This window comes from Nocardioides turkmenicus (assembly GCF_011045035.1).
In the GTDB taxonomy this organism is placed as follows: domain Bacteria; phylum Actinomycetota; class Actinomycetes; order Propionibacteriales; family Nocardioidaceae; genus Nocardioides; species Nocardioides turkmenicus.
This window is the reverse complement of record NZ_JAALAA010000009.1, coordinates 85,089-110,528: the sequence shown is the minus strand read 5'-3', so window position 1 is coordinate 110,528 and position 25,440 is coordinate 85,089. Positions and strand designations below refer to the sequence as shown.

23 protein-coding genes are annotated in these 25,440 nt (G+C 69.0%); 8 read left to right on the top strand and 15 right to left on the bottom strand.

The window, feature by feature from the left end; genetic code table 11:
- Window positions 1-27 precede the first annotated feature (27 nt).
- The 5 genes from G5C66_RS12395 to G5C66_RS12375 all read left to right on the top strand — a co-directional run bounded on the left by G5C66_RS12395 (window position 28) and on the right by G5C66_RS12375 (window position 5,479).
- A complete protein-coding gene (locus G5C66_RS12395) occupies window positions 28-1,404 on the top strand; it encodes an ABC transporter substrate-binding protein (protein WP_165111276.1) in 1,377 nt (458 codons plus the stop codon).
- A 48-nt stretch (window positions 1,405-1,452) separates the two neighbouring features.
- Window positions 1,453-2,211, top strand: coding sequence for an enoyl-CoA hydratase-related protein (locus tag G5C66_RS12390; protein ID WP_165111275.1), 759 nt, complete (start codon window positions 1,453-1,455; stop codon window positions 2,209-2,211).
- 49 nt (window positions 2,212-2,260) lie between these two features.
- Window positions 2,261-3,019: a DinB family protein gene (locus tag G5C66_RS12385; protein WP_165111274.1), complete on the top strand. Its 759-nt coding sequence runs from the start codon at window positions 2,261-2,263 to the stop codon at window positions 3,017-3,019.
- A 79-nt stretch (window positions 3,020-3,098) separates the two neighbouring features.
- Window positions 3,099-4,481 carry a cytochrome ubiquinol oxidase subunit I gene (locus tag G5C66_RS12380; protein ID WP_165111273.1) on the top strand — a complete coding sequence of 461 codons (1,383 nt, stop codon included), beginning with the start codon at window positions 3,099-3,101 and terminating at the stop codon, window positions 4,479-4,481.
- Window positions 4,481-5,479: a cytochrome d ubiquinol oxidase subunit II gene (locus G5C66_RS12375; protein WP_165111272.1), complete on the top strand. Its 999-nt coding sequence runs from the start codon at window positions 4,481-4,483 to the stop codon at window positions 5,477-5,479. The genes G5C66_RS12380 and G5C66_RS12375 overlap by 1 nt, the downstream gene beginning before the upstream one ends.
- On the opposite strand, the gene G5C66_RS12370 is transcribed toward G5C66_RS12375, so the two are convergent.
- The 12 genes from G5C66_RS12370 to typA all read right to left on the bottom strand — a co-directional run bounded on the left by G5C66_RS12370 (window position 5,455) and on the right by typA (window position 19,497).
- A complete protein-coding gene (locus G5C66_RS12370) occupies window positions 5,455-6,195 on the bottom strand; it encodes a helical backbone metal receptor (RefSeq protein ID WP_420901740.1) in 741 nt (246 codons plus the stop codon). The genes G5C66_RS12375 and G5C66_RS12370 overlap by 25 nt on opposite strands.
- A gap of 29 nt (window positions 6,196-6,224) precedes the next feature.
- Complete coding sequence (gene icmF, locus G5C66_RS12365) at window positions 6,225-9,341, bottom strand: fused isobutyryl-CoA mutase/GTPase IcmF (protein WP_165111270.1); 3,117 nt, start codon at window positions 9,339-9,341, stop codon at window positions 6,225-6,227.
- A gap of 89 nt (window positions 9,342-9,430) precedes the next feature.
- Window positions 9,431-9,913, bottom strand: a complete 483-nt coding sequence (locus tag G5C66_RS12360) for a MarR family winged helix-turn-helix transcriptional regulator (protein ID WP_206444013.1) — start codon at window positions 9,911-9,913, stop codon at window positions 9,431-9,433.
- A 35-nt stretch (window positions 9,914-9,948) separates the two neighbouring features.
- On the bottom strand, window positions 9,949-10,500 hold the full coding sequence (locus G5C66_RS12355) for a hypothetical protein (RefSeq protein WP_165111268.1): 552 nt from the start codon (window positions 10,498-10,500) through the stop codon (window positions 9,949-9,951).
- 37 nt (window positions 10,501-10,537) lie between these two features.
- Window positions 10,538-10,867: a DUF4333 domain-containing protein gene (locus G5C66_RS12350; RefSeq protein WP_165111267.1), complete on the bottom strand. Its 330-nt coding sequence runs from the start codon at window positions 10,865-10,867 to the stop codon at window positions 10,538-10,540.
- Between the two features lie 26 nt (window positions 10,868-10,893).
- Window positions 10,894-11,892 carry a LacI family DNA-binding transcriptional regulator gene (locus tag G5C66_RS12345; RefSeq protein WP_165111396.1) on the bottom strand — a complete coding sequence of 333 codons (999 nt, stop codon included), beginning with the start codon at window positions 11,890-11,892 and terminating at the stop codon, window positions 10,894-10,896.
- A gap of 2 nt (window positions 11,893-11,894) precedes the next feature.
- On the bottom strand, window positions 11,895-13,352 hold the full coding sequence (locus G5C66_RS12340; RefSeq protein ID WP_165111266.1) for a GH1 family beta-glucosidase: 1,458 nt from the start codon (window positions 13,350-13,352) through the stop codon (window positions 11,895-11,897).
- Window positions 13,349-14,179 carry a carbohydrate ABC transporter permease gene (locus G5C66_RS12335; RefSeq protein ID WP_165111265.1) on the bottom strand — a complete coding sequence of 277 codons (831 nt, stop codon included), beginning with the start codon at window positions 14,177-14,179 and terminating at the stop codon, window positions 13,349-13,351. Before G5C66_RS12335 ends, G5C66_RS12340 begins: the two co-directional genes overlap by 4 nt.
- Window positions 14,176-15,168, bottom strand: coding sequence for a carbohydrate ABC transporter permease (locus G5C66_RS12330; RefSeq protein ID WP_165111264.1), 993 nt, complete (start codon window positions 15,166-15,168; stop codon window positions 14,176-14,178). Before G5C66_RS12330 ends, G5C66_RS12335 begins: the two co-directional genes overlap by 4 nt.
- Before the next feature lie 3 nt (window positions 15,169-15,171).
- Window positions 15,172-16,476, bottom strand: coding sequence for an extracellular solute-binding protein (locus tag G5C66_RS12325; protein WP_165111263.1), 1,305 nt, complete (start codon window positions 16,474-16,476; stop codon window positions 15,172-15,174).
- A 136-nt stretch (window positions 16,477-16,612) separates the two neighbouring features.
- Window positions 16,613-17,473: a ketose-bisphosphate aldolase gene (locus tag G5C66_RS12320; RefSeq protein WP_165111262.1), complete on the bottom strand. Its 861-nt coding sequence runs from the start codon at window positions 17,471-17,473 to the stop codon at window positions 16,613-16,615.
- Window positions 17,474-17,607: 134 nt separating this feature from the next.
- Window positions 17,608-19,497: a translational GTPase TypA gene (gene typA, locus G5C66_RS12315; protein ID WP_165111261.1), complete on the bottom strand. Its 1,890-nt coding sequence runs from the start codon at window positions 19,495-19,497 to the stop codon at window positions 17,608-17,610.
- A gap of 98 nt (window positions 19,498-19,595) precedes the next feature.
- Between typA and G5C66_RS12310 the strand changes: the two genes are divergently transcribed.
- Window positions 19,596-20,897, top strand: a complete 1,302-nt coding sequence (locus G5C66_RS12310; RefSeq protein ID WP_165111260.1) for a protealysin inhibitor emfourin — start codon at window positions 19,596-19,598, stop codon at window positions 20,895-20,897.
- Window positions 20,898-21,026: 129 nt separating this feature from the next.
- Here the strand turns inward: G5C66_RS12310 and G5C66_RS12305 are convergent, their stop codons facing one another.
- Window positions 21,027-21,716 (bottom strand): amino acid racemase, encoded by a 690-nt coding sequence (locus G5C66_RS12305; protein ID WP_165111259.1) that lies wholly within the window; start codon window positions 21,714-21,716, stop codon window positions 21,027-21,029.
- A 92-nt stretch (window positions 21,717-21,808) separates the two neighbouring features.
- Window positions 21,809-22,552: an SDR family NAD(P)-dependent oxidoreductase gene (locus tag G5C66_RS12300; protein ID WP_165111258.1), complete on the bottom strand. Its 744-nt coding sequence runs from the start codon at window positions 22,550-22,552 to the stop codon at window positions 21,809-21,811.
- Between the two features lie 138 nt (window positions 22,553-22,690).
- Here G5C66_RS12300 and mshA point away from each other — a divergent pair, with 138 nt between their 5' ends.
- Both mshA and G5C66_RS12290 read left to right on the top strand, forming a co-directional pair.
- A complete protein-coding gene (gene mshA / locus G5C66_RS12295; protein WP_165111257.1) occupies window positions 22,691-23,947 on the top strand; it encodes a D-inositol-3-phosphate glycosyltransferase in 1,257 nt (418 codons plus the stop codon).
- Entirely contained in the window at window positions 23,944-24,474 is a 531-nt protein-coding gene (locus G5C66_RS12290; protein WP_165111256.1) for a type III secretion system chaperone family protein, read from the top strand. The genes mshA and G5C66_RS12290 overlap by 4 nt, the downstream gene beginning before the upstream one ends.
- Here the strand turns inward: G5C66_RS12290 and G5C66_RS12285 are convergent.
- Entirely contained in the window at window positions 24,471-25,373 is a 903-nt protein-coding gene (locus tag G5C66_RS12285; RefSeq protein WP_165111255.1) for an EamA family transporter, read from the bottom strand. The genes G5C66_RS12290 and G5C66_RS12285 overlap by 4 nt on opposite strands.
- Window positions 25,374-25,440: the final 67 nt, after the last annotated feature.

The window sequence follows — 25,440 nt, the reverse complement described above, 5'->3', positions numbered from 1 at the left end:
CTTGCCACGACAGGGAAGGGATGCTCCATGAACACCTCGTCCAACCTGCATCGCTCGGGCCTGATCCTGGACCGACGGCGGTTCCTCGGCCTCAGCGCCCTGGGCATCTCCGCGGCGGCGCTCTCCGCCTGCGGCGGCGGCCCCTCGACCAGCGGCGGCGGAGGCGGCGCGAGCGCCGTCGAGCAGATCGACTTCACCGGGGTGAAGCCGGCCAAGGAGATCACCTTCTGGACCTCCAACCCCGGTGACTCGATCAAGGTCAGCACGGAGATCGTCAACGCCTTCAACGCCTCGCAGCCCGACATCACCGTCAAGCTCGTCACGGCCGGCGCCGACTACGAGGAGATCGCGCAGAAGTTCCAGACCGCGCAGACCGGCGGAGACCTGCCCGACATCATCAACCTGTCGGACGTGTGGTGGTTCCGCTACAAGATGAACGACCAGATCATCCCGCTCGACTCCCTCTTCGAGGCGCTCGAGTTCGACACCGACGACTACGTCGACTCGCTGCTGGGCGACTACCTCTACGACGACGCCCACTGGGCGGTGCCGTGGGCCCGCTCGACGCCGCTCTTCTACTACAACAAGGACCACTGGAAGAAGGCCGGACTTCCCGAGCAGGGTCCGGAGTCCTGGGAGGAGTTCGGCGAGTGGAAGACCAAGCTCGCCCAGGCCAGCGGCGCGAAGTTCGCCTTCCAGTTCCCGGCCCTGGCGGGCTACGCCGGGTGGACCCTGCAGAACAACCTGTGGGGCTGGGGTGGCGGCTGGTCGAAGGAGGAGTCCTTCGACATCACCTGCAACTCGGCCGAGTCGGTCGAGGCGCTCTCCTTCCTCAAGGACTGGGTCTACAAGGACAAGGTCGCCGGGGTCGCGGGCGTCGACCAGATCCAGGACTTCGCGGCGGGCGTCGCCAGCGCCACCGTGGGCTCCACCGGTGACCTGATCACCGCGATCACCTCGGCGAAGTTCGACGTCGGCGTCGCTCCGCTGCCCGCCGGGCCGGTGGAGACCGAGAAGATCTGCCCGACCGGTGGCTCGGGAGTCGGGATCCCGAAGGACATCAGTCCCGAGCGGCAGCTCGCGGCCGGCACCTTCATCAAGTTCCTCACCGAGCCCGAGCAGGCCATCAAGTTCTCCGAGGCGACCGGCTACGTGCCGATCCGCAAGTCGGCGGATCCGGCGGCGATCCTGAAGAAGACGCCCCAGGCCCAGGTCGCGATCGACCAGCTCCCCAACACCCGCTCGCAGGACTACGCCCGCGTCTTCCTGCCCGGCGGCGACCTGGAGATGGCCAACCACATGGCCTCGATCCTCACCGAGAACAAGGACGTCCAGACCGAGATGGACAGCTTGAAGACGGCTCTGGAGAAGATCTACACCGACCAGGTGAAGCCGCACGTGTGACGAACGCCACCGTAGGGCACCCGTGGGGGTGCCCTACGCTCGGTTCCCGTGAGCGAGGACTTGGTAGTGGAGCGGCGCCCCGGCGTCGTGCAGGTGACCTTCAACCGCCCCCAGAAGCACAACGCCTTCACCGCAGAGATGTACGGCGCGCTGCACGATCTGTGCGACGAGCTCGCGACTGACGAGTCGGTGAAGGTACTGGTGCTGACCGGGACCGGCGGGCGGGCGTTCGCGGCCGGCAACGAGATCTCCGACTTCCTCTCCCGCGACGCGGTGGACTACGAGGACTGGATCCGCTCGCTGCTCGAGAAGCTCTTCGCCCTCCCGCAGGTCACCATCGCCGCGGTCGACGGGGTCTGCGTCGGGGGCGGGCTCGCGGTCGCCACCCACTGCGACCTGCGGGTCGCGACGCCCCATTCCCGCTTCGGCTACCCGATCGCGAAGACGCTCGGCAACGCGCTCGCGGCCTCCATCGTCTACCGCGCGGCCGCCGTCTTCGGCGAACCGGTCGTGCGGGAGATGCTCCTCGCCGCCCGCCTGATCACCGCCGACCGCGCCTACGCCACCGGTGCCCTGACCGCCGTCACCGACTCGCTGAGTGACGAGGTCGACGCCCTGGTCGAGGGCATCCTGCCGCTGTCCGGCGTCACCGTGCGCGCCACCAAGAGCCAGCTCGCGACGTACGCCGCCCGCACCGAGGCCTCGCCGGACGGTGACGAGGACCTGCTGCGCGAGGTCTACACCGGCGCCGACTTCAAGGAGGGCGTCCGCGCCTTCCTGGCCAAGGAGAAGCCCGCCTTCCGGTAGGCCCGTTTTAGTCCGTTGACGGGTCGGCCCGGTCGGCCGACGATGGCGTATGCCTTCCGAGCCGACCAGGACGTACGCCGAGACCGACCGGTTCCGCGACGCGTTGATCCATCAGAGCGACCTCAGCGGCCTGGAGATCCGCGACTGCTGGTTCGAGGAGCGGCTGAAGATCGTCGACTGCTGGGGCCGAGACGTCTATCTCGCCGGTGACTTCGGCCGGGTGGTGGTCAACGACGTCGACGTGACGGCGTACGTCCAGTCCGAGCTCGACCGCATCCACCCGTCGCGCCGCCTCGCGCGTGAGGCGGAGACCGCCGACGAGATCCGCTCGGTCTGGAATCTGCTCGAGAAGGAATGGGCGGCAACGGTCGAGCGGGTCCGGGCGATGCCGGAGGAGAAGCAGCACGAGCGCGTCGACGGCGAGTGGTCGTTCGTGGAGACGCTTCGACACCTGCTCTTCGCCAGTGACAAGTGGTTCGGCAACTGTGTGCTCGAGGAGGACTCGCCCTACCACCCGCTCGGCTACGGGCCCGCGGGGTCTGACGAAGGCACCGGGATCGACACCAGCGTCGAGGCGGGCCTCGACGAGGTGCTGGAGGCCCGGCTCGCACGGATGGCGACGATCCGTGGCTACGTCGCGGGCCTCACCGACGAGGACCTCGACCGGCTCTGCGAGCGGCGCCCGGTCGGCGGCTACACCGACGCCGAGTTCTCCGTACGCCGCTGCCTCAAGGTCGTCCTCGACGAGGAGGCCGAGCACCACCGCTATGCCGTGCGTGACCTGGCGGTTCTCGCGTCGCGCGACTGAGACCGTCGCACTGCGCGGCGCCCAACCTGCCGGACACACGGTTGGTGACTGTTTGGTCCGGTGTGCTTAGGCTCGGACCGTGATCGCCGAAGCGCTTGCGCTTGCTGCCGAGGAGCCGGCCGGGCTCCTGCCGGCGCGACAGCAGATGGCCTTCTCGCTCGGGTGGCACATCATCCTGGCCTGCTTCGGCGTCGCCTTCCCGAGCATGATCTTCGTCGTCCACCTCCTCGGCCTCCGTGGCAACGAGGTGGCGCTCGTCCTGGCGAAACGGTGGGCGAAGGTCTCTGCGGTGCTCTTCGCGATCGGCGCGGTCTCCGGCACCGTGCTCAGCTTCGAGATGGGGCTGCTCTGGCCGGGGCTGATGGAGAAGTTCGGTGACGTCCTCGGTCTGCCGTTCGCGTTCGAGGGGCTGTCGTTCTTCACCGAGGCGATCTTCCTGGGCCTGTACCTCTACGGCTGGGGCCGGATGTCACCGCGCCTGCACCTGCTCTGCCTGGTGCCGATGGCCGCCGCCGGGATCTTCGGGACCTTCTGCGTCATCTCGGTCAACGCCTGGATGAACATGCCCACCGGCTTCCGGATCGACGCCGCAGGTGAGGTGGTCGACGTCGAACCGTGGCAGGCGATGTTCAACCAGGGCGCGCTGCTGCAGTTCCTGCACATGTGGCTGGCCGCGTTCATGGTCGCGGGCTTCGTGGTGTCGGCGGTGTACGCCGCCGGTGCCCTGCGAGGACGGCGCGACCGCCATCACCGGCTCGGCTTCACGGTGCCGTTCGTCTTCGCGTCGGTGGCGGCTGTGCTCCAGCCGGTCGTCGGTCACGTCCTCGGCATCCGGCTCGGCGAGACCCAGCCGGCGAAATTGGCTGCGTTCGAGCTGGCCGAGACCACCGAGCAGCCGGCGCCGCTACGCCTGGGCGGGCTGATGATCGACGGCGAACCCCGCTACTTCGTCGAGATCCCCAACTGGGGTTCCTTCATCGCCCGGGGCAGCTTCGACCTGCCCGTGCGCGGGCTCGACACCTTCCCTGCCTCCGACGTCCCGCCGGTCAACATCACCCATCTCGCGTTCCAGACGATGATCGGCATCGGATCGCTGCTGATGCTGGCCGTCATCGGCTACTGGCTGTTGCGCTGGCGCGGTCGCGACCTGCTCGAGACCCGATGGTTCTGCTGGTTCGCGGTCGCCGCCGGTCCGCTGGCCGTGGTCGCGCTCGAGGCCGGCTGGGTCGCCACCGAGGTCGGGCGCCAGCCCTGGGTGGTCTACGACGTGATGCGCACCGTCGACGCCGCCGGGGACAACCCGGGTCTGTGGTGGGTCTTCGGCACGATGCTGGTGGTCTACACGCTGTTGACGATCGGTGCCGTCCTGGTGCTGCGCTCGATGGCGCGCCGGTGGCGCGAGGGCGGCGAGGACCTGCCCAGCCCGTACGGCCCGGCGGCGATCTCGGAAGAGGCCCGGTGATGAGCCTGGAGGTGGCCGTCGCGGCGGCGCTGTTCGTCGGTGTCCTGGCGTACGCGCTGTTCGGCGGAGCCGACTTCGGGTCCGGCTTCTTCGACCTCACGGCCGGCGGGGCACGTCGGGGTGCGGAGCTCCGGACGCTCATCGACCACAGCATCGGGCCGGTGTGGGAGGTCAACCATGTATGGCTGATCTACTGCCTGGTGGTGTGGTGGACGGCGTTCCCGGAGTCGTTCGCCGCCGTGATGACGACCTTGATCGTGCCGTTGCTGCTGGCACTGCTCGGCATCGTGCTCCGTGGTGCCTCCTTCGCCTTCCGGAAGTACTCCGCGACGCTGTCCCAGGCTCGTACGTTCGGTGTCGTCTTCGCGACGTCCTCGATCATCACGCCGTTCTTCCTGGGGACCGTCGCCGGGGCGATCGCCTCCGGCCGGGTGCCTGCCGGGGGCTACGGCGACCGCTGGTCGTCCTGGCTGAACCCGACCTCGGTCTTCGGCGGGATCATCGCGGTCGGCACCTGCGCCTTTCTGGCCGGTGTGTTCCTCTGCGCCGACGCCGTACGTGGCGGAAAGCCCGCCCTGGCCTCGGCTCTCCGGGTCCGGACCATCGGCGTTGGGCTGGCCACCGGACTGGTCGTCTTCATCGCGCTGATCCCGATCGAGATCGACGCCCCCACGCTGGCCGACGGCCTGGAGCGACAGGCGGCGCCGCTGATCGTCTGCTCGTTCCTGGCCGGGCTGGCCACCTTGTGGCTGCTCTGGAAGGAGCGCTTCGCCCTCGCCCGGCTGCCGGCCCTGATCGCGGTGGCCACCGTGATCTCCGGTTGGGGCGTCGGGCAGTATCCGTGGCTCCTCGTCGACGAGGTCCGTCTCGCCGACGCAGGCGGTGCCGAGGCGACCTTGCAGGCCCTGCTCGTCGCCGTCGCGATCGCGGGCGTCGTGGTCGTGCCCCCGCTCGCTCTGCTGTTCCGCCTCACTCAGACCGAGCGATGGAGTCGGTGAGCCTCGAGGAGACTCGGGCCGTACCAGGTGATCAGCCGACCGCTGACCAGCTCGGTCGGAGTCCGCGCGAAGGCCTCCGGGCCGTCCTCGGCGGTGAAGACGTACGGCTCGTCGGGGAGCAGCACGGCATCGGCTCCGGAGTCGTCGATCTCTGCTAGGTCGACGTGGGGGTAGCGCTCCGCATGAGCGCCGTAGACGTTCTCCCACCCCAGCCGCCGCAGCAGGTCGCCGGTGAACGTCCGTGAGCCCACCACCATCCACGGGTCGCGCCAGATCGGCACCGCGACCCGGCGGCTGACCCGGGGGAGCGGCCCGCACCACAGCCGACGCGCCTCGGTGAGCCAGTCGGGACGGTCCCAGCCGAGACCGTCGAGGAGGCTCTCCATCGAGGAGACTGCCTGAGGGACGGTCTCGATGTCGGTCACCCAGACCCGGATGCCACGCTCCCGCAGGCGGCGGACGTCCAGCTCCCGGTTCTCCTCCTTGTTGGCGACCACCACATCAGGGGCCAGCTCCGCGATCGCGGCGAGGTCCGGGTTCTTGGTGCCGCGTACGCGTGGCACGTCCAGTTCCGCCGGATGTGTGCACCAGTCGGTGGCACCCACCAGCCGGTCCGCCGCGACCGAAGCGAGCGCCTCGGTCAGCGAGGGAACCAGCGAGACCACCCGCGTCGCGGGCCTCGGGCCGTCGTAGGTGGTTCCGAGATCGTCCATCAGCCCTCCGGCGGCTCGATCAGCGGTGCAGGTCATACATTCCTGCGGTACTGGCCCCCCACCTCGAAGAACGCCTCGGTGACCTGACCGAGCGAGCAGACCCGAGCGGCGTCCATGAGCGCCGCGAAGATGTTCTCGTCGGAGGTGGCGGCCTGCTTGAGACGTACGATCGCGGCTTCTGCCTCTGCTCGATGGGCGTCCTGGAAGGCGTGGACGCGGTCGAGCTGGGACTTCTTCTCGGCCTCGGTCGCCCGGGCGAGCTCGACGGGGCCGGCGGGGGTGCCGTTGGTGTCGCGTACGAACGTGTTGACGCCGACGATCGGCAGGGTGCCGTCGTGCTTGCGGTGCTCGTAGAGCATCGACTCGTCCTGGATCTTGCCGCGCTGGTAGCCGGTCTCCATCGCGCCGAGCACGCCGCCGCGCTCGGAGATCCGGTCGAACTCCTTGAGCACGGCCTCCTCGACCAGGTCGGTGAGCTCGTCGATGATGAAGGAGCCCTGCAGCGGGTTCTCGTTGAAGGCCATGCCCCACTCGCGGTTGATGATCAGCTGGATCGCCAGCGCGCGTCGCACCGACTCCTCCGACGGGGTGGTGACGGCCTCGTCGAAGGCGTTGGTGTGCAGCGACTGGGCGTTGTCGTAGATCGCGATCAGGGCCTGCAGTGTGGTGCGGATGTCGTTGAAGTCCATCTCCTGCGCGTGCAGGGACCGACCGCTCGTCTGGATGTGGTACTTGAGCTTCTGCGAGCGCTCCGAGGCGCCGTAGCGCTCCCGCATCGCGATCGCCCAGATCCGTCGGGCGACGCGCCCGATCACCGAGTACTCCGGGTCCATGCCGTTGGAGAAGAAGAACGACAGGTTGGGCGCGAAGTCGTCGATGTCCATGCCGCGTGCCAGGTAGGACTCGACGTAGGTGAACCCGTTGGCCAGCGTGAAGGCGAGCTGGGAGATGGGGTTCGCCCCGGCCTCGGCGATGTGGTAGCCGGAGATGCTCACCGAGTAGAAGTTGCGCACCCCCTTCTCGATGAACCACTCCTGGATGTCGGCCATGCAGCGCAGAGAGAACTCGGTGGAGAACAGGCAGGTGTTCTGGCCCTGGTCCTCCTTGAGGATGTCGGCCTGCACCGTGCCGCGGACCGTCTGCAGCGCCTTCGCCGGGTCGACGCCGCGCTCGCGCGCCTGGTCGATCACGGTGTTGAGGAAGAACGCCAGGATCGTCGGCGCCGGTCCGTTGATCGTCATCGAGACGCTCGTCGTCGGCGCCAGCAGGTCGAAGCCGTCGTAGAGCGCCTTCATGTCGTCCAGCGTGGCCACCGAGACACCCGAGGTGCCGACCTTGCCGTAGATGTCGGGACGTACGTCGGGGTCACGGCCATAGAGCGTCACCGAGTCGAACGCGGTCGAGAGCCGCGTCGCCGGCTGGCCCTCGGAGAGCAGCTTGAAGCGGCGGTTGGTGCGGAACGGGTCGCCCTCGCCGGCGAACATCCGGGCGGGGTCCTCTCCCTGCCGCTTGTAGGGGAAGACGCCCGCGGTGAACGGGAAGAAGCCGGGCAGGTTCTCGTTGCGCAGGAACCGGGTCAGCTCGCCGCGGTCGGTGTAGCCCGGGGTCGCCACGCGCGGGATGTAGTTGCCCGACAGCGAGGTGCGGCCGCGGTCGTCGGCGGCGTACGTCTCCTTGGTCTCCTGCCACGAGTCCAGCTGCTTGCGCAGGTCCTCGGGGAGCTCGGAGGCAGGGACCTCGAGCTCGGGGTGGTCGGCAGCGACGATCTCGTACGCCTGCTCCTTGCGCGCCGCGGCGACGAGCTCGCTCGTGTGCGCGTGGTAGTCGCGTACGTCGCCGGCGATCTCGGCCAGGTAGCGCACCCGCTTCTCGGGGATGATCGGGTGCAGACCGGTGGAGTGGCGGGTGTCGACGCGACGGAGTGTGCCCTCGCTCAGCGGCAGGCCGGCCTCGACGAGGAGGCCCTTGATGTGCTGGTAGAGCGCGGTGACGCCGTCGTCGTCGAAGGCCGCGGCCGAGGTGCCGAAGACCGGCATGTCATCGGGGGAGGAGGTGAACGCCTCCCGGTTGCGGACGAGCTGGCGGGAGACGTCGCGCAGCGCGTCCTCGGCCCCGCGCCGCTCGAACTTGTTGATCGCCACGACGTCGGCGAAGTCGAGCATGTCGATCTTCTCGAGCTGGCTCGCGGCGCCGAACTCGGGCGTCATGACGTAGAGCGACACGTCGACGAAGTCGCTGATGCCGGTGTCACCCTGGCCGATGCCGGGCGTCTCGACGATGACGAGGTCGACGGCGGCCTTCATCACGGCGAGCACCTCGGCGAAGTGCTCGGGCACCTCGTGGCCGCCGCGCGTGGCCAGCGAGCGGTAGAAGGTCGTCGAGCCGCCGTCGTGCATCGCGGCCAGCGAGTTCATCCGGATCCGGTCGCCCAGCAGCGCGCCGCCACCGCGACGCCTGGTCGGGTCGATGGCGAGCACGCCGATGCGGATCTTGTCCTCCTGGTCGGTACGCAGCCGCCGGACCAGCTCGTCGGTGAGCGAGGACTTGCCGGAGCCGCCGGTGCCGGTGATGCCGAGGACGACTGCCTGGTCGGCCTCACCCAGTTGCGCCAGGAAGTCGTCGGGCAGCCGGCCCTGCTCAGCGCCGGTGATGGCGCGCCCGATGGAGAGTCCGTAGCCCTCGATCACGCCGCAGGGGGTGATGTTGAAGGTGGGCCACAGGTCGCGGTCGATGTCGCGTACGACCGAGTTGATCATCCCCGGCAGGCCCAGCCGCTGACCGTCCTCGGGGGAGAAGATCTTGACGCCGGAGTTGGCCAGCCGCTCGATCTCGTAGGGAACGATGACGCCGCCGCCACCGCCCACGACCTTCACGTGGCCGGCGCCGCGCTCCTTGAGCGCGCTGACCAGGTATTCGAAGAACTCCACGTGGCCGCCCTGGTAGGACGAGACCGCGACGCAGTGGGCGTCCTCCTGGACGGCGGCGTCGGCGATCTCGGTCACCGAGCGGTTGTGACCGAGGTGGATCACCTCGCACCCCTGCGCCTGGAAGATCCGGCGCATGATGTTGATCGCCGCGTCGTGGCCGTCGAAGAGGCTGCTCGCGGTCACGATCCGCACGTGGTGCTGGGGGATGTGGAGGTCGGACATGGGCGGTGCTCCCAGGGAATAGTTGGACGTCCAAGTATTTCCAGGATAGGTCGTGGAACCCATACTCGCCAGTACGCGATGCCGACGTCTCAGCCGACGGTGTCCCCGGCAGCCGCCCGGAGCTGGCTGAGCAGCGCGGTCAGACCGGGTACGTCCTCGATCCCCGGCTTCTCGAAGACCTCGGTGTTGAGCGAGACAGTGGCCGCCTCGACCACCTCGCGCCCGGCGTCGGTGATGGCGGCGAGGACCACGCGCCCGTCGGCGTCGGAGCGGCTGCGGCGTACGAAGCCCTGCTTCTCCAGCCGGGCGACGGCGCTGGTCACCGAGGCGGGATGGACCTGGAGGCGGGAGCCGAGCTTGGCCATCGGGAGCTGGCCGTCCTGGGTGAAGGAGAGGAGCCGGAGCACCTCGTAGCGGGCGAAGGAGAGGTCGTGGGGCCGCAGCGCGGCGTCGACGCGTTCCATGACGAGCTGGTGCACGCGCACGAGCGAGGTCACCAGCGCCATCCCGTCGGCGGCGTCGGCCCAGCCGTGCGCGACCCACTGCCGTTGCGCCTCACGGATCGGATCCATGCGGGCCAGCATCACACAGATTTTTTACGACGTGATCACGACGGCGAGCCGAAGGTGCCCATCAGGTTGAGGATCACGGCCACGCCGATGGCGGTCGCGATCACCGAGAGCGTCACGACCAGGCCCACCGCGACGGAGAAGCCGGGCCCTTCGTGCCGCGCGCCGCGCTGCTGCAGCGCGTAGAGCCGGGCGACGCTGGTGATCAGCGTGCGGCCCTCCTCGGCGTCGAAACGGTACTGGTCGAGGTCGGGCACGGAGGCGGGGTCGTGCACGTGCCACACGCCCTGGTCGGTCTGGTCGTCGTCGGCCTCGATGCGGCGTACGCCGGTCTTCTGGGTGTGGGGCACGTCACCGAACCAGACCAGGCTGCGGGTGTCCTCGATGATCGCGTAGGAGTTCCGGGTCGGCATCGACACGTGGTAGGTGAAGACCCAGTGGAGCTTGGCGGCCATCAGCGTCGGGTGCCAGCGCTCATCGGCCAGGTCGAGCTCCACATCGAACCCGCGCGCTGTCTCGGTCGCCTTGTAGGGGGTGCCGTCGCACACGCGCGCGACGTGGTCGAAGAAGGGCCTCGTATGAGGGGACACGACTCAACAGGTTATCGGTTCCGGGGACTCTTCGCGCTCACTCCGTGGCGTTGGGCGGCACGTCGATCTGGAAGTGGACCCGGCCACCGTCGACCTCGTCGACGGTGATGATCGCGTCGTACTTCTCACCCTCGGAGGTGAGGACGCAGGTCATCTCGGTGCCGACCTTGCCCTCGAGGTCGCCGGGGCAGTCGAGGTCCTCGGGCGTGACGCCGATGGCGTTGGTGAGCTGCTCGGTGGCGATCCGCTCGACCGTCCGTTCCTGCACGAAGTCCTTGTCCGAGCTGCCGCAGGCCGTCAGGGCGAGCGGCATCGCCAGCAGAGCCGCGCCGGTCATGGCGCCCGAGAAGGCGCGGATGCGTGTCATGGGCTCAGACTAGAGGTAGCCGCCGGTCAGGCAGACGTACGCCGCACCAGCTCGGGCGCGAAGACGACCCGCCGCGGGATGGTGGTGCCACCGTCGAGCTGGGCGAGGAGGAGACGGACGGCCTCCCTCGCCATGTCTCCTATCGGGTTCTTGACGGTGGTGAGCGGGGGAGTGGTGCGCTCGGCGATGCCGAGGTCGTCGTAGCCGACGACGGCGATGTCGTCGGGCACCCGGCGGCCGGCCCGGTCGAGCACACGGAGGGCGCCGGCGGCCATCAGGTCGGAGGCGACCATCAGGCCGTCGATGTCGGGGTGGTCGCGCAGCAGGATCTCGCAGGCTGCCTCGCCACCGTCCTCGGTGAAGTCGCCCTCGACGACCGCGTCGGTGGCGAGCCCGGCAGCGTCGAGAGCGGACCGCCATCCGGCGGCGCGGTCGGTGCCGGCGCTCATGTCGACGGGACCGGTGATGGTGCCGATGCGGCGGCAGCCGCGCTCGATCAGGATGTTGGTGACCTCGCGGGCCCCGGCGATGTTGTCGGGGTCGGTGTAGAAGACCTTCTCCGCGCCGGTCAACGGCCGGCCGATGAACGCGGCCGGCAGCCCGATGGCCGCGAGGTGGTCGGCGAGGGCGTCGTTGCGGTGATGGGAGACGACGATCGCGCCGTCGACGTGCCCGCCGCGCAGGTAGCGCAGCGTACGTTGCATCTCGTCGCCCGGCTGGGCGATCAGCAGCACGACCTGCAGGTCGCGCTGGGCGAGGGCCTGGGTGACGACGTGCAGCGTGCGGGCGAAGAACGGGTCGGCGAAGACGCGCTCGTCCGACTCCGGCACGACCATCGCGACGGTCTCGGTCTTGCGCGTCACCAGGGAGCGGGCGGCCGGGTTGGGGACGTAGCCCAGCGTCCGTACGGCCTCGGCGACGGCCTCCGCGGCCTTCGCCGAGACGCGTGAGCCGCCGTTGATGGCACGCGACGCGGTCGCCCGGCTGACACCAGCCAGCCGGGCGACCTCGTCGAGCGTGGGCATGTTCACGGGCGGGCCGGCACCCGGTTGTTGGCGGCGACGTCGGCGAACCAGAGGCCGCTGTCCTTCAGGGTGCGCTCCTGGGTCTCGAAGTCCACGTGCACGATCCCGAACCGGTGCGCGTAGCCGTAGCTCCACTCGAAGTTGTCGAGCAGGGACCACGCGAAGTAGCCGCGCACGTCGACGCCCTGCTCGATCGCGTCGAGCGTCGCGCGCAGGTGCTGGTCGATGTAGTCGAGGCGCGCGGTGTCGTGCACTGCCCCGTCCTCGACCACGTCGTCATAGTAGGCGCCGTTCTCGGTGATGTAGATCGGCGGGGCACCGTATTCGTCCCTGAGCCGGGTCAGCAGCCGGGTCAGCCAGACCGGGTCGATCTCCCAGTCGCGTGCGGTCGTGGCGCGACCGGTGCGCGGGGTCACGAACCCGGCACCGGGGTAGGGGTTGCCGCGCGGCAGGTCGGAGTGCACGAGCCGGCTGCCCAGCACCTGGTCGGGCTCGATCTCGAACGGCTTCGCGGCGATGGCGTTGCCGAAGTAGAAGTTGATCCCGAGCACGTCGAGCGGCGCCGAGATGACCTCCAGGTCGCCCTCGAGCACCCAGTCCTGCCAGGGTCGGCTCTGGAAGGTCAGCCCCTCGGTGTCGGTGGTCAGGTCGTCGGCGTACTTGCCTCGGAACAGGGGCTCGAAGAACACCCGGTTGTGCAGACCGTCGATCCGCCGGGTCATGTCGACGTCCTCGGGGCGGTCGGCGTCGTAGGGGTCGACGACCGTCGGGTTGAGGGTGATGCCGAGCGATTTCCCGTTCTCCGGCGTCGCGCCGCGGCTGCGCAGCTCGTTGACCACGAGGCCGTGCCCGAGCATCAGGTGGTGGGCCGCGACGATGCCGGCCACGCCCTCCTGGCGGCCCGGCGCGTGCTGCCCGCCGGAGTAGCCGAGGAACGCCGAGCACCACGGCTCGTTCAGCGTCGTCCAGTTGTCGACCCGGTCGGAGAGCGCGTCGTATACGGTCGTGGCGTACTCCACGAACCGGTAGGCGGTGTCGCGGCTGGTCCAACCGCCCTGCTCCTCCAGCGCCTGCGGCAGATCCCAGTGGTAGAGCGTGATCCACGGCGCGATCTCGGCCTCGAGCAGCTCGTCGACGAGCCGGCTGTAGAAGTCGAGCCCCGCCTGGTTGACCTTCCCGCCGTCGGGCCGGATCCGCGGCCAGGCCGTCGAGAAGCGGTACGAGGCCAGGTTGAGCCGCTTCATCAGCGCGACGTCCTCGGGCATGCGGTGGTAGTGGTCGCAGGCCACGTCGCCGTTGTCGCCGTTGAGGATCGCACCGGGGACCCTGGAGAAGGTGTCCCAGTTGCTCGGCGTACGTCCGTCCTCGTCGACCGCTCCCTCGATCTGGTAGGACGCGGTGGCCGCGCCCCAGAGGAAGTTCTCGGGGAAGGTGCGGCTCTGCTGGGTCGAGGTGGTCATCCTTTGACGGCTCCTTGCATGATGCCGGACACGAGGTGGCGCCCGGTGGCGATGAACAACAGAAGTAGGGGTACGGTCGCGAGGATCGTTCCGGCCTGGACCAGCGCCATGTCGGACTGTCCCTGACCCGGGGCGACCTTGAGCGCGTCGAGCGCGGTCTGCAGCGTCTGCACGTCGGATCCCTGCAGCACGATCAGCGGCCACATGAAGTCGGTCCACACCTGCATGAAGGTGAACAGTCCGAGGATCGCCATCGCCGGTCGCGCGGCGGGGATCGCGACGGTCCAGAACGTACGGATCATGGACGCGCCGTCGACGCGGGCCGCGTCGATGAGCTCGTCGGGGATCGCGTCGACGAGGTACTGCCTCATGAAGAAGACGCCGAACGCGGTCACCACCCACGGCAGGATCACGGCCGCGTGGGTGCCGGTCAGGCCGAGGTTGGAGAACTGCTTGAGCATCGGCACCAGGGCCAGCTGGGTCGGCACCGCCAGGGTCGCGACGACGAAGACCATCCCCGCGTTGGCGCCGCGGAAGCGGAGCTTGGCGAAGGAGTAGCCCGCCAGGGTCGAGAAGAGCACGACCGAGGCTGCCGAGATCCCGGAGATGATGACCGAGTTGAGCAGTGCCGACCAGAAGTCGATCCGGTCGAAGACCCGCGCGGCGTTCTCGAAGAAGTGCCCGCCGGGGACCAGCGGCGGAGGCGACTGGATCGCCCGTTGCCGGGTGACGGACCCGATGACGAAGGACCAGTAGAGCGGGAACGCCGAGCCCAGCAGGAAGGCCGTGAGCAGCCCGTAGACGAGGAATCCAGGTCGTCTGCTCATCGCAGGCTCCTTCGCTGGACGGCCCGGGTGACCAGGAAGTTGACCAGCGCGATCCCGACGATGATCAGGAACAGGATCCAGGCGGCGGCAGCCGCCCGCGGGTACGGGTTGGTCGAGGTCTGGGCGGTGTTGAAGACGTACATCGTCAGGGTCTGGTACTGGAAGTCGGAGCCGCCCTGGTGGCGCAGGTTGGTGTCGAAGAGTCGCGGCTCGGTGAAGATCTGCAGGCCGCCGATCGTCGAGGTGACGATGACGAAGATCATGGTCGGGCGGATCGAGGGCAGCGTGACGTGGAAGAACTGCTTCACCTTCGAGGCACCGTCGATCTCGGCGGCCTCGTAGAGGTCCCGCGGGATCGCCTGCATCGCGGCGAGGACGATCAGCGCGTTGTAGCCGGTCCAGCGCCAGTTGACCATCGTCGCGATGGCCGACCAGGAGGCGAAGCGGTCGGCGTGCCAGGGCACCGTCGGAAGACCGATGCCGGCGAGGGTCTGGTTGAGCAGCCCGGTCTTGTCGGCGAAGATCGCGCCGAAGATCAGCGCGGAGGCCGCGGGCGCGACCACGAACGGGAGCAGGATGCTCATCCGCCACCAGGTCCGGCCCTTGAGCTGGGTGTCGAGCAGCGCGGCGAGGATCGTCGCCACGATGATCTGCGGCACCGAGGAGAGCAGGAACATCCCGATGGTGTTCCAGAAGGCCTTCCGGAAGACCGAGTCGCCGAGGACGTGGGCGTAGTTCTCCCAGCCGACCCACGGACCACGGTCGGCGCCGTAGGCGGGCCAGGAGAAGAAGGACAGGTAGCCGGTGTAGAGCATCGGGTAGAGCCCGATGAGGATGAACACCAGGAAGAACGGCGCGACGTAGAGGTACGGCGAGAGCTTCAGGTCCCACCGGGAGAGCCGGTCACGCCAGGTCTGGCGGCGGGGGGACGCCCCGGTCGAGGTCGCCGTGGTGGCGTTCTCGACCGGGGCGGATGTGGTCGTCGGCATGGATCAGGACATTCCTTCGACGCCCTCGGTGAACGTCGCCCACGACTTCTCGGGGTCGGTGCCCTCGTCGACGCGACGGATCGCCTGCTGGAAGAGGCCGAGGATGTCGGAGTACTTGTCACCCTTGAACGGGACGCCCGCCGGCACGGCCTCCGCACGGTTGGCGAGGATCTGCGAGGTCGGGGCGTTGTTGAAGTACGGGTCCGTGGCGTTCTCCTCGGCCAGGACCGACTGGGCCTCCAGGTTGGCCGGGAAGTTGCCGGCCACCTTGGACGCGGCCACCTGCGACTCCGCGTTGGTCAGGTAGTTGGCGAACTCCTTGGCCTCCTCCTGGTGCTGCGACTGCGTCGGGACGGCCAGGTAGGAGCCACCCCAGTTGCCGCCACCGCCCGGGAAGGCGTCGACGATGTCCCAGCCCTTCACGTCAGGGGCGGAGTCCTTGATGTTGGCGAACATCCAGCCGGGGCACGGCATGGTGGCGAAGCCGTTGTTGGTGAAGCCGGCCTGCCAGTCCTCCTTCCACTGCTCGACCTGGGTGGAGAGGGTGGGGGCGTACTTCGCGACCGAGTCGTAGACCGCCCGGAGCTCCGGGTTGTCGACGTCGATCTTCTGGTCCTTGGTCTGGAACGGGAACTCGACCTGGTTGAGCATCGCCTGAGCGATCGAGCCGCTGGAGTCGTACCACTTGGTCTCGGGCACCTTCGCGACGAACTTCTCGCCGGTGGCGAAGTAGGTGTCCCAGTCCTTGAAGAGGGCCTTCACGGACTCGCGGTCGGAGGGGAGACCGGCCTTCTCGAAGAGGTCGGCGCGGTAGCAGAACGCCTCGGGGCCGGCGTCGGTCGGGTAGCCGATCTGCTTGCCGTCGGCGGTCTGGCCCTCGAGGTACTTCGACTCCATCCAGCGGCTGTCGAGCTCCTTGTCGGTGAGGTCGACGAACTGCTCGGAGGCGCCCTCGGCGACGAGCGCGGGCATCATGTCGCCCTCGATGGCGACGATGTCGGTGAGACCCTCGCCCGACTGCAGGCCGGTGGTGAGGCTCTGCTTCCAGGTGTCCCACTCGGCGACCACGGTCTGCTTCACCTTGAAGGGGCGCTCAGGGTCGGCGTTCCATTCCTCGATGAGGTCGCCGTAGCCGAATTCGCTGAACGTCGTGATGGTCAGAGTGTCGTCCTTGCCGAGCTTGGCCTGCTCGTCGTCGCCGTCACCACCGCCGCCGCAGGCGGTCAGGCCGGCGACGAGGGAGGCGACCGCGCACGCGGCGAGGGCGGTCCGTGGCGTACGGCGCCATGACTTGGAGATCTTGGACACGGGGGTGCTCCTGCACGTCTGTGTGGGGAGTGAGAGCGCTTCCACTCTCGGGACTAGGGAGAGTGTGAGTGTGCTCACAAGGCCGTGTCAAGAGGAGCGTGAGTAACGATTTTGTTGTGGTGGGAGCGCTTCCACTCTATTGGTGAGAAATCACCGTCAGGAGGCGTGCTGTCTCCGCCGCCATCGCGTCCCGGCCGGCGCCGAGATAGCGGCGCTGGTCGACCAGATCGGGGTCGGCGCCGAGGGTCTCGCGCACTGCGGCAGTGAACGCCTTGTTGAGCTGGGTGGCGACGTTGATCTTCGTCATCCCGGCCGCGATGGCGGCCCGGAGCCCCTCGTCGCTGACCCCGGAGGAGCCGTGCAGGACCAGCGGTACGTCGACGGCGCGCCGGATCTCCGCGATCAGCACCTCGTCGAGGGCCGCGTCGCGGGTGGTCATCTTGTGGCTCGAGCCCACGGCGACGGCGAGGGCGTCGACCCCGGTGCTGGCGACGAAGGCGGCCGCCTGCTGAGGGTCGGTGCGTACGCCGGGCGCGTGGGCGCCCTGATCTCGACAAGCTCGATCCATCGCCTTCCCGCCGACCTCGCCCAGCTCGGCCTCGACGTGGGCGCCACGGTCGTGGCAGCGGTGGGTGACGGCGGCGGTGCGGGTGAGGTTCTCCGAGTAGGACAGCTGGGAGGCGTCGTACATCACCGACGAGAAGCCGAGGTCGACCGCGATCCCGACCAGGCGCTCGTCGGTCGCGTGGTCCAGGTGGAGCGAGATCGGGATCGTGGAGCTGGACGCGACGGCGATCGCGGCCTGGGCCAGCGGCGCCAGCCCGCCGTGATAGCGCACCGCGTTCTCGCTGATCTGCACGATGACCGGCAGGTTCGCCGCCTCCGCCCCGGCGGTGATCGCCTCGACGGTCTCCAGGTTGATCGCGTTGAAGGCGGCGACCCCGCGGCCCTCCTGGTAGGCCGCGTTGACGAGGGCGGCGGTGGTCGTGAGGGTCACTCAGCTCTCCTTGGACGGTGACGGGGTCGCGATCGCGGCCTCCACAGGCGTACGCGTCATGGTGGAAGTGTCTCAGGCTGAACGCAACGAAACGGCCGCCGACCCAAGGGATCGGCGGCCGTCGTAGAGCTTCGTTACTTGTTGGCCTTACGAGCCCGTGACGCGATCTTCGCCCGCTCGTTCTGGTCGAGGATGACCTTGCGGATGCGGATCTGGTCCGGGGTGATCTCGACGCACTCGTCCTCGCGGCAGAACTCCAGGCACTGCTCGAGGGAGAGCTTCTTCGGCGGGATGAGCTTCTCGAAGTTGTCGGAGGTGGCGGACCGGATGTTGGTCTGCTGCTTCTCCTTGGTGATGTTGACGTCCATGTCGTCCTGGCGGGAGTTCTCGCCGACGATCATGCCCTCGTAGACCTCGGTGCTGGGCTCGACGAAGAGGACGCCGCGCTCCTGGAGCGAGGTCATCGCGTAGGCCGAGGCAGCGCCGGCGCGGTCGGCGACCAGCGAGCCGTTGTTGCGCGAACGGATCTCGCCGGCCCACGGGAAGTAGCCCTCCGAGATGTGGTGGGCGATGCCGGTGCCGCGGGTCTCGGTGAGGAAGTCGGTGCGGAAGCCGATCAGGCCGCGGGAGGGGACGATGAACTCCATCCGGACCCAGCCGGTGCCGTGGTTGGTCATGCCCTCCATGCGGCCCTTGCGGTTGGCGAGCAGCTCGGTGATCGTGCCGAGGAACTCCTCCGGGGCGTCGATGGTGAGGCGCTCGAACGGCTCGTGGAGCTTGCCGTCGACCTCGCGGGTGACCACCTGCGGCTTGCCGACGGTCAGCTCGTAGCCCTCGCGACGCATCTGCTCGACCAGGATCGCCAGCGCCAGCTCACCGCGGCCCTGGACCTCCCACGCGTCGGGACGGTCGGTCGGCAGCACGCGCAGCGACACGTTGCCGATCAGCTCCTGGTCGAGGCGGTCCTTGACCATCCGCGCGGTCACCTTGGACCCCTTGACCTTGCCCACCAGCGGGGAGGTGTTGGTGCCGATGGTCATCGAGATGGCCGGGTCGTCGACGTGGATCAGCGGCAGCGCGACCGGGTTCTCCGGGTCGGCCAGGGTCTCGCCGATCATGATGTCGGGGATGCCCGCGACGGCGACGATGTCACCGGGGCCGGCCTCCTCGCCGGGCTTGCGCTCGAGGCCGTCGGTGATGAGCAGCTCGGTGATGCGTACGTTCTTGGTCTCGCCGTTGCGCTGCATCCAGGCGACGTTCTGGCCCTTCTTCAGGGTGCCCTGGTGGATGCGGACCAGCGCGAGGCGGCCGAGGAACGGGGAGGCGTCGAGGTTGGTGACGTGGGCCTGCAGCGGCGCGCCGGCCTCGTAGGTCGGGGCCGGGATGGTCTCCAGGATGGTGGAGAAGAGCGGCTCGAGGTCCTTGGAGTCGGGCAGCTCACCGTTGGCCGGCTGCTCCAGCGAGGCGACACCGGCCTTGCCGGAGGCGTAGATCACCGGGAAGTCGAGTGCGTCCTGGCTGTGGGAGTCGTCGAGCAGATCCATGAAGAGCTCGTACGTCTCGTCGACGACCTCCTCGATGCGGGCGTCGGGGCGGTCGACCTTGTTGACCACCAGCACGACCGGCATGTCGGCGTTGAGCGCCTTGCGCAGCACGAACCGGGTCTGCGGGAGCGGGCCCTCGGAGGCGTCCACCAGCAGCACGATGCCGTCGACCATCGACAGGCCGCGCTCGACCTCGCCACCGAAGTCGGCGTGGCCGGGGGTGTCGATGATGTTGATCGTCATCCCCTCGGGCGCGCTCGGCCCGGTGTAGTGGATGGCGGTGTTCTTCGCGAGGATGGTGATGCCCTTCTCGCGCTCCAGGTCGCCGGAGTCCATGACGCGGTCCTCGACCGACTCCATGGCGTGCTCGGAGAAGGCACCGGCCTGCTTCAGCATGGCGTCGACCAGCGTGGTCTTGCCGTGGTCGACGTGCGCAACGATGGCGACGTTGCGGAGATTGGCCTTGAGGGTCTCGGACATGTGCGAAGCGGCTCGATTTCTGGCGCGGGACGGGACGACTGATCTTATCCGCCGCGACCTCCTTGACCCGCATCCGGAGATGACGGTTGGCTGAACCCATGACCTCTCGGAAACACGTCTGCCACATCGTTCCCCCCTACCTGATGCAGCGGCTCGATCCCGGTCGCCTCGACCAGGACCAAGGTTTCCGTGCCGCTCGGTCGGAGCACCTGACCAGGGTGCTCACCCAGCGCCCTGCCCCCGAGGCGGGCAGCACCGCCGCCGAGGCGGGCGACTGGACCGTCTACACCGCCGGCAACGGCACCGACCTCCCCGGCGAGAAGGTCCGCGCCGCGGGGGAGCCGGAGTCGGGCGACGAGACCGTCGACGAGGCCGCGGCCGGCATCACCGGCTCGCTCGCACTCTTCGAGGAGGTCTACGGCCGCGACTCCTACGACGGTCAGGGCATCGAGGTCGTGATGACCGTCCACTACGACCGCAACTACGCCAACGCCTTCTGGGACGGCACCCAGCTGGTCTTCGGCGACGGTGACGGCGAGGTCTTCCAGCGCTTCACCAAGGCCGTCGACGTGATCGGCCACGAGCTCTCCCATGCGGTCACCGAGCACACCGCCGGGCTCGTCTACCAGGGTCAGCCCGGCGCGCTCAACGAGCACATCTCCGACGTCTACGGCTCCTGCATCAAGCAGCGCCTTCTCGGCCAGAGCGCCGACGAGGCCGACTGGATCATCGGCGCCGGCCTCTTCACCGAGTCGGTCCAGGGCGTCGGGCTGCGCCACATGCTCGAGCCCGGGACCGCCTACGACGACCCCAACCTGGGCAAGGACCCGCAGCCGGCCCACATGGACGACATCTACGAAGGTCCCGACGACAACGGCGGCGTCCACATCAACTCCGGCATCCCCAACCGCGCCTTCGCCCTCGCCGCCAAGGCGATCGGCGGCAACTCCTGGGACGGCGCCGGCAAGATCTGGTACGCCGCGCTGACCAACGGCGCGGTCACCACCGACACCGACTTCGCCGGGTTCGCGGCGGCCACCATCGCCGAGGCCGGCGAGCACGTCGACGCGGTCACCACGGCCTGGTCCGAGGTCGGCGTCACCCCGGCCTCCGGTGCGCCTGGAGCGCCCGGGCCCGACGGTGAGTCGCCGACCGTGGTGAGGGTGCGCCGCAGCGGCGGGTTCCTGGGACGTACGTCGGAAGGGTCCGTCGAGCTCGCGCCCGGCGACTCGCAGGCGGCCACGGTGCGTGACCTGCTGGCCAACGCGGGCCCGTCGAAGCCGAAGGGCGCCGACCGCTACATCTACGAGTTCGAGGTGGACGGGCAGCGGACGGTCGTGCACGAGGGCGACCTGAGCCCCGAGCTGCGCGAGCTCGCGAACCGGATGCTCGAGCAGTAGCAGACCGCCGCTGGTCGAGCCGCCGGAGCCGCTAGGCGGAGGCGTGTCGAGACCAACACAGTCCTATCGAGCGCCGAGAGGATTGTGTTGGTCTCGACACGCTCGCTGGCGCTCGCGGCTCGACCAGCGTCAGCTGAGGGCTAGGTTGAGGGCCGCTTCGACGTGCACGGTGATGGCGTCGAGGATGGGTACGTCGACGTCGCTCGGCCGCACCAGGAGACTGAGCTCGGAGGCACCGAGGATGACGCCGTCGGAGCCGGCGTCCCACAGCTCGTGGACGACCTCGAGGACCCGCTTGCGCGAGCCGGGCACGACGGTCCGGTGGACGAGCTCCTCGTAGATGATCGAGTCGAGGAGCTCCACGTGGAGGGTGTCGGGCAGGTTCACGTCGACGCCGTGGTCGGAGATCCGCTGGGCGAAGAAGTCGTTCTCCACGGTGTAGCGGGTGGCGAGGAAGCCGGCCTTGGTGATGCCGAGCTCCTTGGACTTCTCGGCGAGCACGTCGGCCAGGTGCAGCACCGGCACGTCGACGGCGGCCGCCACCTCGTCGTAGACCTTGTGGAAGGTCGTGGTGCACAGCAGGATGAAGTCGGCACCGCCGGCCACGACGCTGCGCGCAGCAGCGACCAGGATCTCGGCGACCTGGTCCCAGGCCTCCTTCTCCTGCAGCTCCGTCAGCTCGGCCAGGTCGACGGAGGCCAGCACGATCTTGGCGGAGTGAAGACCGCCGAGCCGCTCCTGGACACCCTTGTTGAGTCCCTCGTAGTAAGCGGCTGTGCTTTCCCAGCTCATGCCGCCGATGAGTCCGATCGTCTGCACGTCATCGAGTGTGACACCGTCGGCTGCTGCGTACTGAATCCTCGGCACCCCTCCGAGCCGGACCAGACCAGGTCAGAGGCCGGAAAGCGCGGTCAGCTCTCGCGGTGCACCTTGTGCGGTGCGGCCTGGGCGCGCGGCTTGATGACCAGCTCGTCGATGTTGACGTGAGCCGGGCGGGTGGCCATCCAGACGATCGCGTCGGCGATGTCCTCGGCCACGAGCGGGTCCGCGACGCCCTGGTAGACCTTGTCGGCCGCCGCCTGGTCGCCGCCGAGGCGGACCAGCGAGAACTCCTCGGTGTGGACCATGCCGGGTGCGATCTCCATGATCCGCACCGGCTTGTCGACGATCTCCAGGCGCAGCGCCTCGGTGACCGCGCGGGTGCCGAACTTGGCGGCGTTGTAGCCGGCGCCGCCCTCGTAGGCGCGGCGGCCGGCGATCGAGCCGACGTTGACGACGGCGCCCGCGCCGGAGGCGATCAGGGCCGGGAGCAGCGCCTGGGTCACCCGGGTCAGGCCGATCACGTTGGCCTCGAACATGGCCTGCCACTTCGTCAGGTCGGCCTCGGCCACCTGGTCGACGCCGAACGCGCCGCCGGCGTTGTTGACCAGCAGATCGAGACGGTCTCCGACCGCCTCGGCGAGCGCGGCGACGGAGTCGTCGGAGGTGACGTCGGTCGCGACCGCGGTGCCGCCGATCTCCGCGGCCAGCGCCTCGATCCGGTCGGCCCGGCGGGCGGCCAGGAAGACGTGGTAGCCCTCCTTGGCGAGTCGGCGGGCGGTGGCGGCCCCGATCCCGCTCGAGGCGCCGGTCACGACAGCGTTCTTGGACGACATGGATCCATTCTCTCGTTGTCCGCTCGACATTGGGTACCGGGTCCCACGATCGAAGATGATTCGTGCCGCCGGGAATGATGGCCGACATCCGCTTGTTGAGAGACGGGACCACAGGCGTACACACACAAAGGGGCAGGCATGATCCACCGCGTGGCGATGGTCAGTCTGCACACCTCTCCGCTCGACCAGCCCGGCACCGGCGACGCCGGCGGCATGAACGTCTACGTCCTCGAGCTCTCCCGGCGGCTGGCCACCCAGGGCATCGCGGTGGACATCTTCACCCGCGCGACCTCCTCGCGCCTGCCGCAGGTCGTCGAGGCGTACGACGGGGTGGCGGTCCACCACGTCCACGCCGGTCCGTTCGAGGGCCTGTCCAAGGGTGATCTTCCCGGGCAGCTGTGCACGTTCGCGCGCGAGGTGCTCCGCGCCGAGGCGTCCAACCCGCCGGGCTACTTCGACGCCGTGCATTCCCACTACTGGCTCTCCGGCCAGGTCGGCGCGCTCTCCCGCGACCGCTGGGGCGTGCCGCTGGTCCACTCCATGCACACCATGGCCAAGGTGAAGAACGAGGCGCTCGCCGAGGGCGACACCCCCGAGCCCGAGGCCCGCGTGATCGGCGAGGAGCAGGTCGTCGAGGCGGCCGACATGCTGATCGCCAACACCGACCTCGAGGCCAAGCAGCTGATCAACATGTACGACGCGGAGCCCGGTCGCGTCGCCGTCGTGCATCCCGGGGTCGATCTGCGGGTCTTCCGTCCGCGCGGGCGGGCCGCCGCGCGGGCCGCGCTCGGACTGCCGGCCCGCGCCCACGTGCTCCTCTTCGCCGGCCGGATCCAGCCGCTCAAGGCTCCTGACGTACTCCTGCGGGCGGCCGCCGTCATGCTCGCCCGCGACCCGTCGCTGCGCCGGTCGTTGGTGGTGCCGATCGTCGGTGGCCCCTCCGGCTCCGGCCTGGAGCACCCGACCGGGCTCGCCGACCTCGCGCACGAGCTGGGGATCTCCGACGTGGTCCGGTTCGTCCCGCCGGTGCGCCAGGACGAGCTCGCGCTCTGGTACTCCGCTGCCTCCGTCGTCGCCGTCCCCTCCTACAACGAGTCCTTCGGCCTGGTCGCCGTCGAGGCGCAGGCCTGTGGCACCCCGGTCGTCGCGGCCGCGGTCGGCGGCCTGACCACCGCGGTGCGCCACGGCCGCAGCGGGCTCCTGGTCGACGGGCACGACCCGGCCCAGTGGGCCGACGCGCTCACCAACGCCGTCGCCTCCCACCCGCGCTGGTCCGCGCTGGCCGAAGGCGCCCGCGAACACGCCCAGGACTTCTCCTGGGATCTCACCGCACGCAATACGCTCGAGGTCTATGAGGAGGCCAAGATGCTGATGCGTGAGGAGCTGACGGCATGAGTGATGTCGATTCGCGGGCCGATCAGGACGAGGTCGTACGCGGCTGGCTGAAGTCCAACGACCTGACCTGGGACGAGGCGTCACTGCCGTCGGGCGACCTGGCGTTCTCGTTCTCGCTCCCGGGGGAGCGCAAGCTGCAGACGCCGGTCCGCCTCGACCTCGGGCAGCACGCGTTGGGTGTGCACGCCTTCGTCTGCCGCCGCCCCGACGAGAACTTCGAGACCGTCTACCGCTGGCTGCTCGAGCGCAACCTGCGGCTCTACGGCGTGGCCTTCGGGCTCGACCGGCTCGGCGACATCTATCTCGACGGCCGGCTGCCGCTGGCGATGGTCACGCCTGACGAGCTCGATCGCCTGCTCGGCTCGGTCCTGACGTACGCGGACGAGTCCTTCAACACCATCCTCGAGCTCGGCTTCGCCTCCTCGATCCGCAAGGAGTGGGAGTGGCGCAAGCTGCGCGGTGAGTCGACGGCGAACCTCGAGGCGTTTCGCGGTTGGCTCGAGAGGGAAGACGAGCCGAAGGGCTAGCGCGGCTGGCGACGGGTGATCAGCACACCCGCGATGCACATCGCGCCACCGACGAAGGCGAGCGCGGGCGGCACCTCGCCGAGCACCAGCCACGCCATCAGCGCGGTGATGAACGGCACCAGGAACGTCGACTGCGCGAACTTGCCGGCATCGGAGTGGGAGAGCGCGTAGGCCCAGGTCACGAAGGCCAGGGCGCTCGGGAAGAGGCCGAGGTAGACGATCCAGCCGAGGTTGGCGACGCTGATGTCGGGGATCGTGGCGACCAGCTCGCCCGACCAGGGCAGGCAGACGACGAGGCCGGCGACGGCGTACCAGAACGTCAGCAGCAGCGCGCTCATCGTCGGCAGCAGCTTCTTCTGGGAGAGCACTCCGACAGCGAAGGTCAGCGCCGCGACCAGGGAGAGGACGACGCCGATCCAGTCGCCGGTGTCGCCGTTGGCCGAGGCGCGCCCGATCAGCACGACGCCCGCGAACCCGACGCCGGTGCCGATCAGGATCCAGCGGTGGATCCGCTCCTTGAGGACCAGCCCGGCCAAGAGCGCGACCACGATCGGTCCGACCTGGATGATCAGGGCGGCGGTGGCGGCGTCGATACGCCGCTCCGACTCGTTGAGCGCAAGGTTGTAGATGCCCAGCCACGATGCGCCGCCGAGCGCGATCAACGGCCACTCCTTCTTGGTCGGCAGCCGGAACCCGCCCTTCAGCGCGAGGTACGCACCGAGTGCCGCGACCATCACGATCAGCCGGCCCAGCGACAGGCTCCCCGGAGGGACGGTGTCGCCCAGGTAGCGGATCCCGACGAACGCCGACGCCCACAGCACCAGCGTGACCCCACAGGCGACGAGTGGCTTCCAGAGCGGCGTGGTCGTGGTGGGGGTGGGGTCGATGGTCGTCGTCACAGTAAAAGGCTAGGGACCAGTACGCGATCGGGCGAGCGGATAACGGTCAACCATGTTGGACATCCCG

Coding starts and splice junctions, on each gene's coding strand:
- icmF (WP_165111270.1), bottom strand. CDS start 9,341: ATGTCCGACCTCCACATCCCCCAGCACCACGTGCGGATCGTGACCGCG.
- G5C66_RS12385 (WP_165111274.1), top strand. CDS start 2,261: ATGCCTTCCGAGCCGACCAGGACGTACGCCGAGACCGACCGGTTCCGC.
- G5C66_RS12310 (WP_165111260.1), top strand. CDS start 19,596: ATGACCTCTCGGAAACACGTCTGCCACATCGTTCCCCCCTACCTGATG.
- G5C66_RS12330 (WP_165111264.1), bottom strand. CDS start 15,168: ATGCCGACGACCACATCCGCCCCGGTCGAGAACGCCACCACGGCGACC.
- mshA (WP_165111257.1), top strand. CDS start 22,691: ATGATCCACCGCGTGGCGATGGTCAGTCTGCACACCTCTCCGCTCGAC.
- G5C66_RS12375 (WP_165111272.1), top strand. CDS start 4,481: ATGAGCCTGGAGGTGGCCGTCGCGGCGGCGCTGTTCGTCGGTGTCCTG.
- G5C66_RS12395 (WP_165111276.1), top strand. CDS start 28: ATGAACACCTCGTCCAACCTGCATCGCTCGGGCCTGATCCTGGACCGA.
- G5C66_RS12300 (WP_165111258.1), bottom strand. CDS start 22,552: ATGTCGTCCAAGAACGCTGTCGTGACCGGCGCCTCGAGCGGGATCGGG.
- typA (WP_165111261.1), bottom strand. CDS start 19,497: ATGTCCGAGACCCTCAAGGCCAATCTCCGCAACGTCGCCATCGTTGCG.
- G5C66_RS12340 (WP_165111266.1), bottom strand. CDS start 13,352: ATGACCACCTCGACCCAGCAGAGCCGCACCTTCCCCGAGAACTTCCTC.
- G5C66_RS12335 (WP_165111265.1), bottom strand. CDS start 14,179: ATGAGCAGACGACCTGGATTCCTCGTCTACGGGCTGCTCACGGCCTTC.
- G5C66_RS12350 (WP_165111267.1), bottom strand. CDS start 10,867: ATGACACGCATCCGCGCCTTCTCGGGCGCCATGACCGGCGCGGCTCTG.
- G5C66_RS12345 (WP_165111396.1), bottom strand. CDS start 11,892: ATGCCCACGCTCGACGAGGTCGCCCGGCTGGCTGGTGTCAGCCGGGCG.
- G5C66_RS12290 (WP_165111256.1), top strand. CDS start 23,944: ATGAGTGATGTCGATTCGCGGGCCGATCAGGACGAGGTCGTACGCGGC.
- G5C66_RS12360 (WP_206444013.1), bottom strand. CDS start 9,913: ATGGATCCGATCCGTGAGGCGCAACGGCAGTGGGTCGCGCACGGCTGG.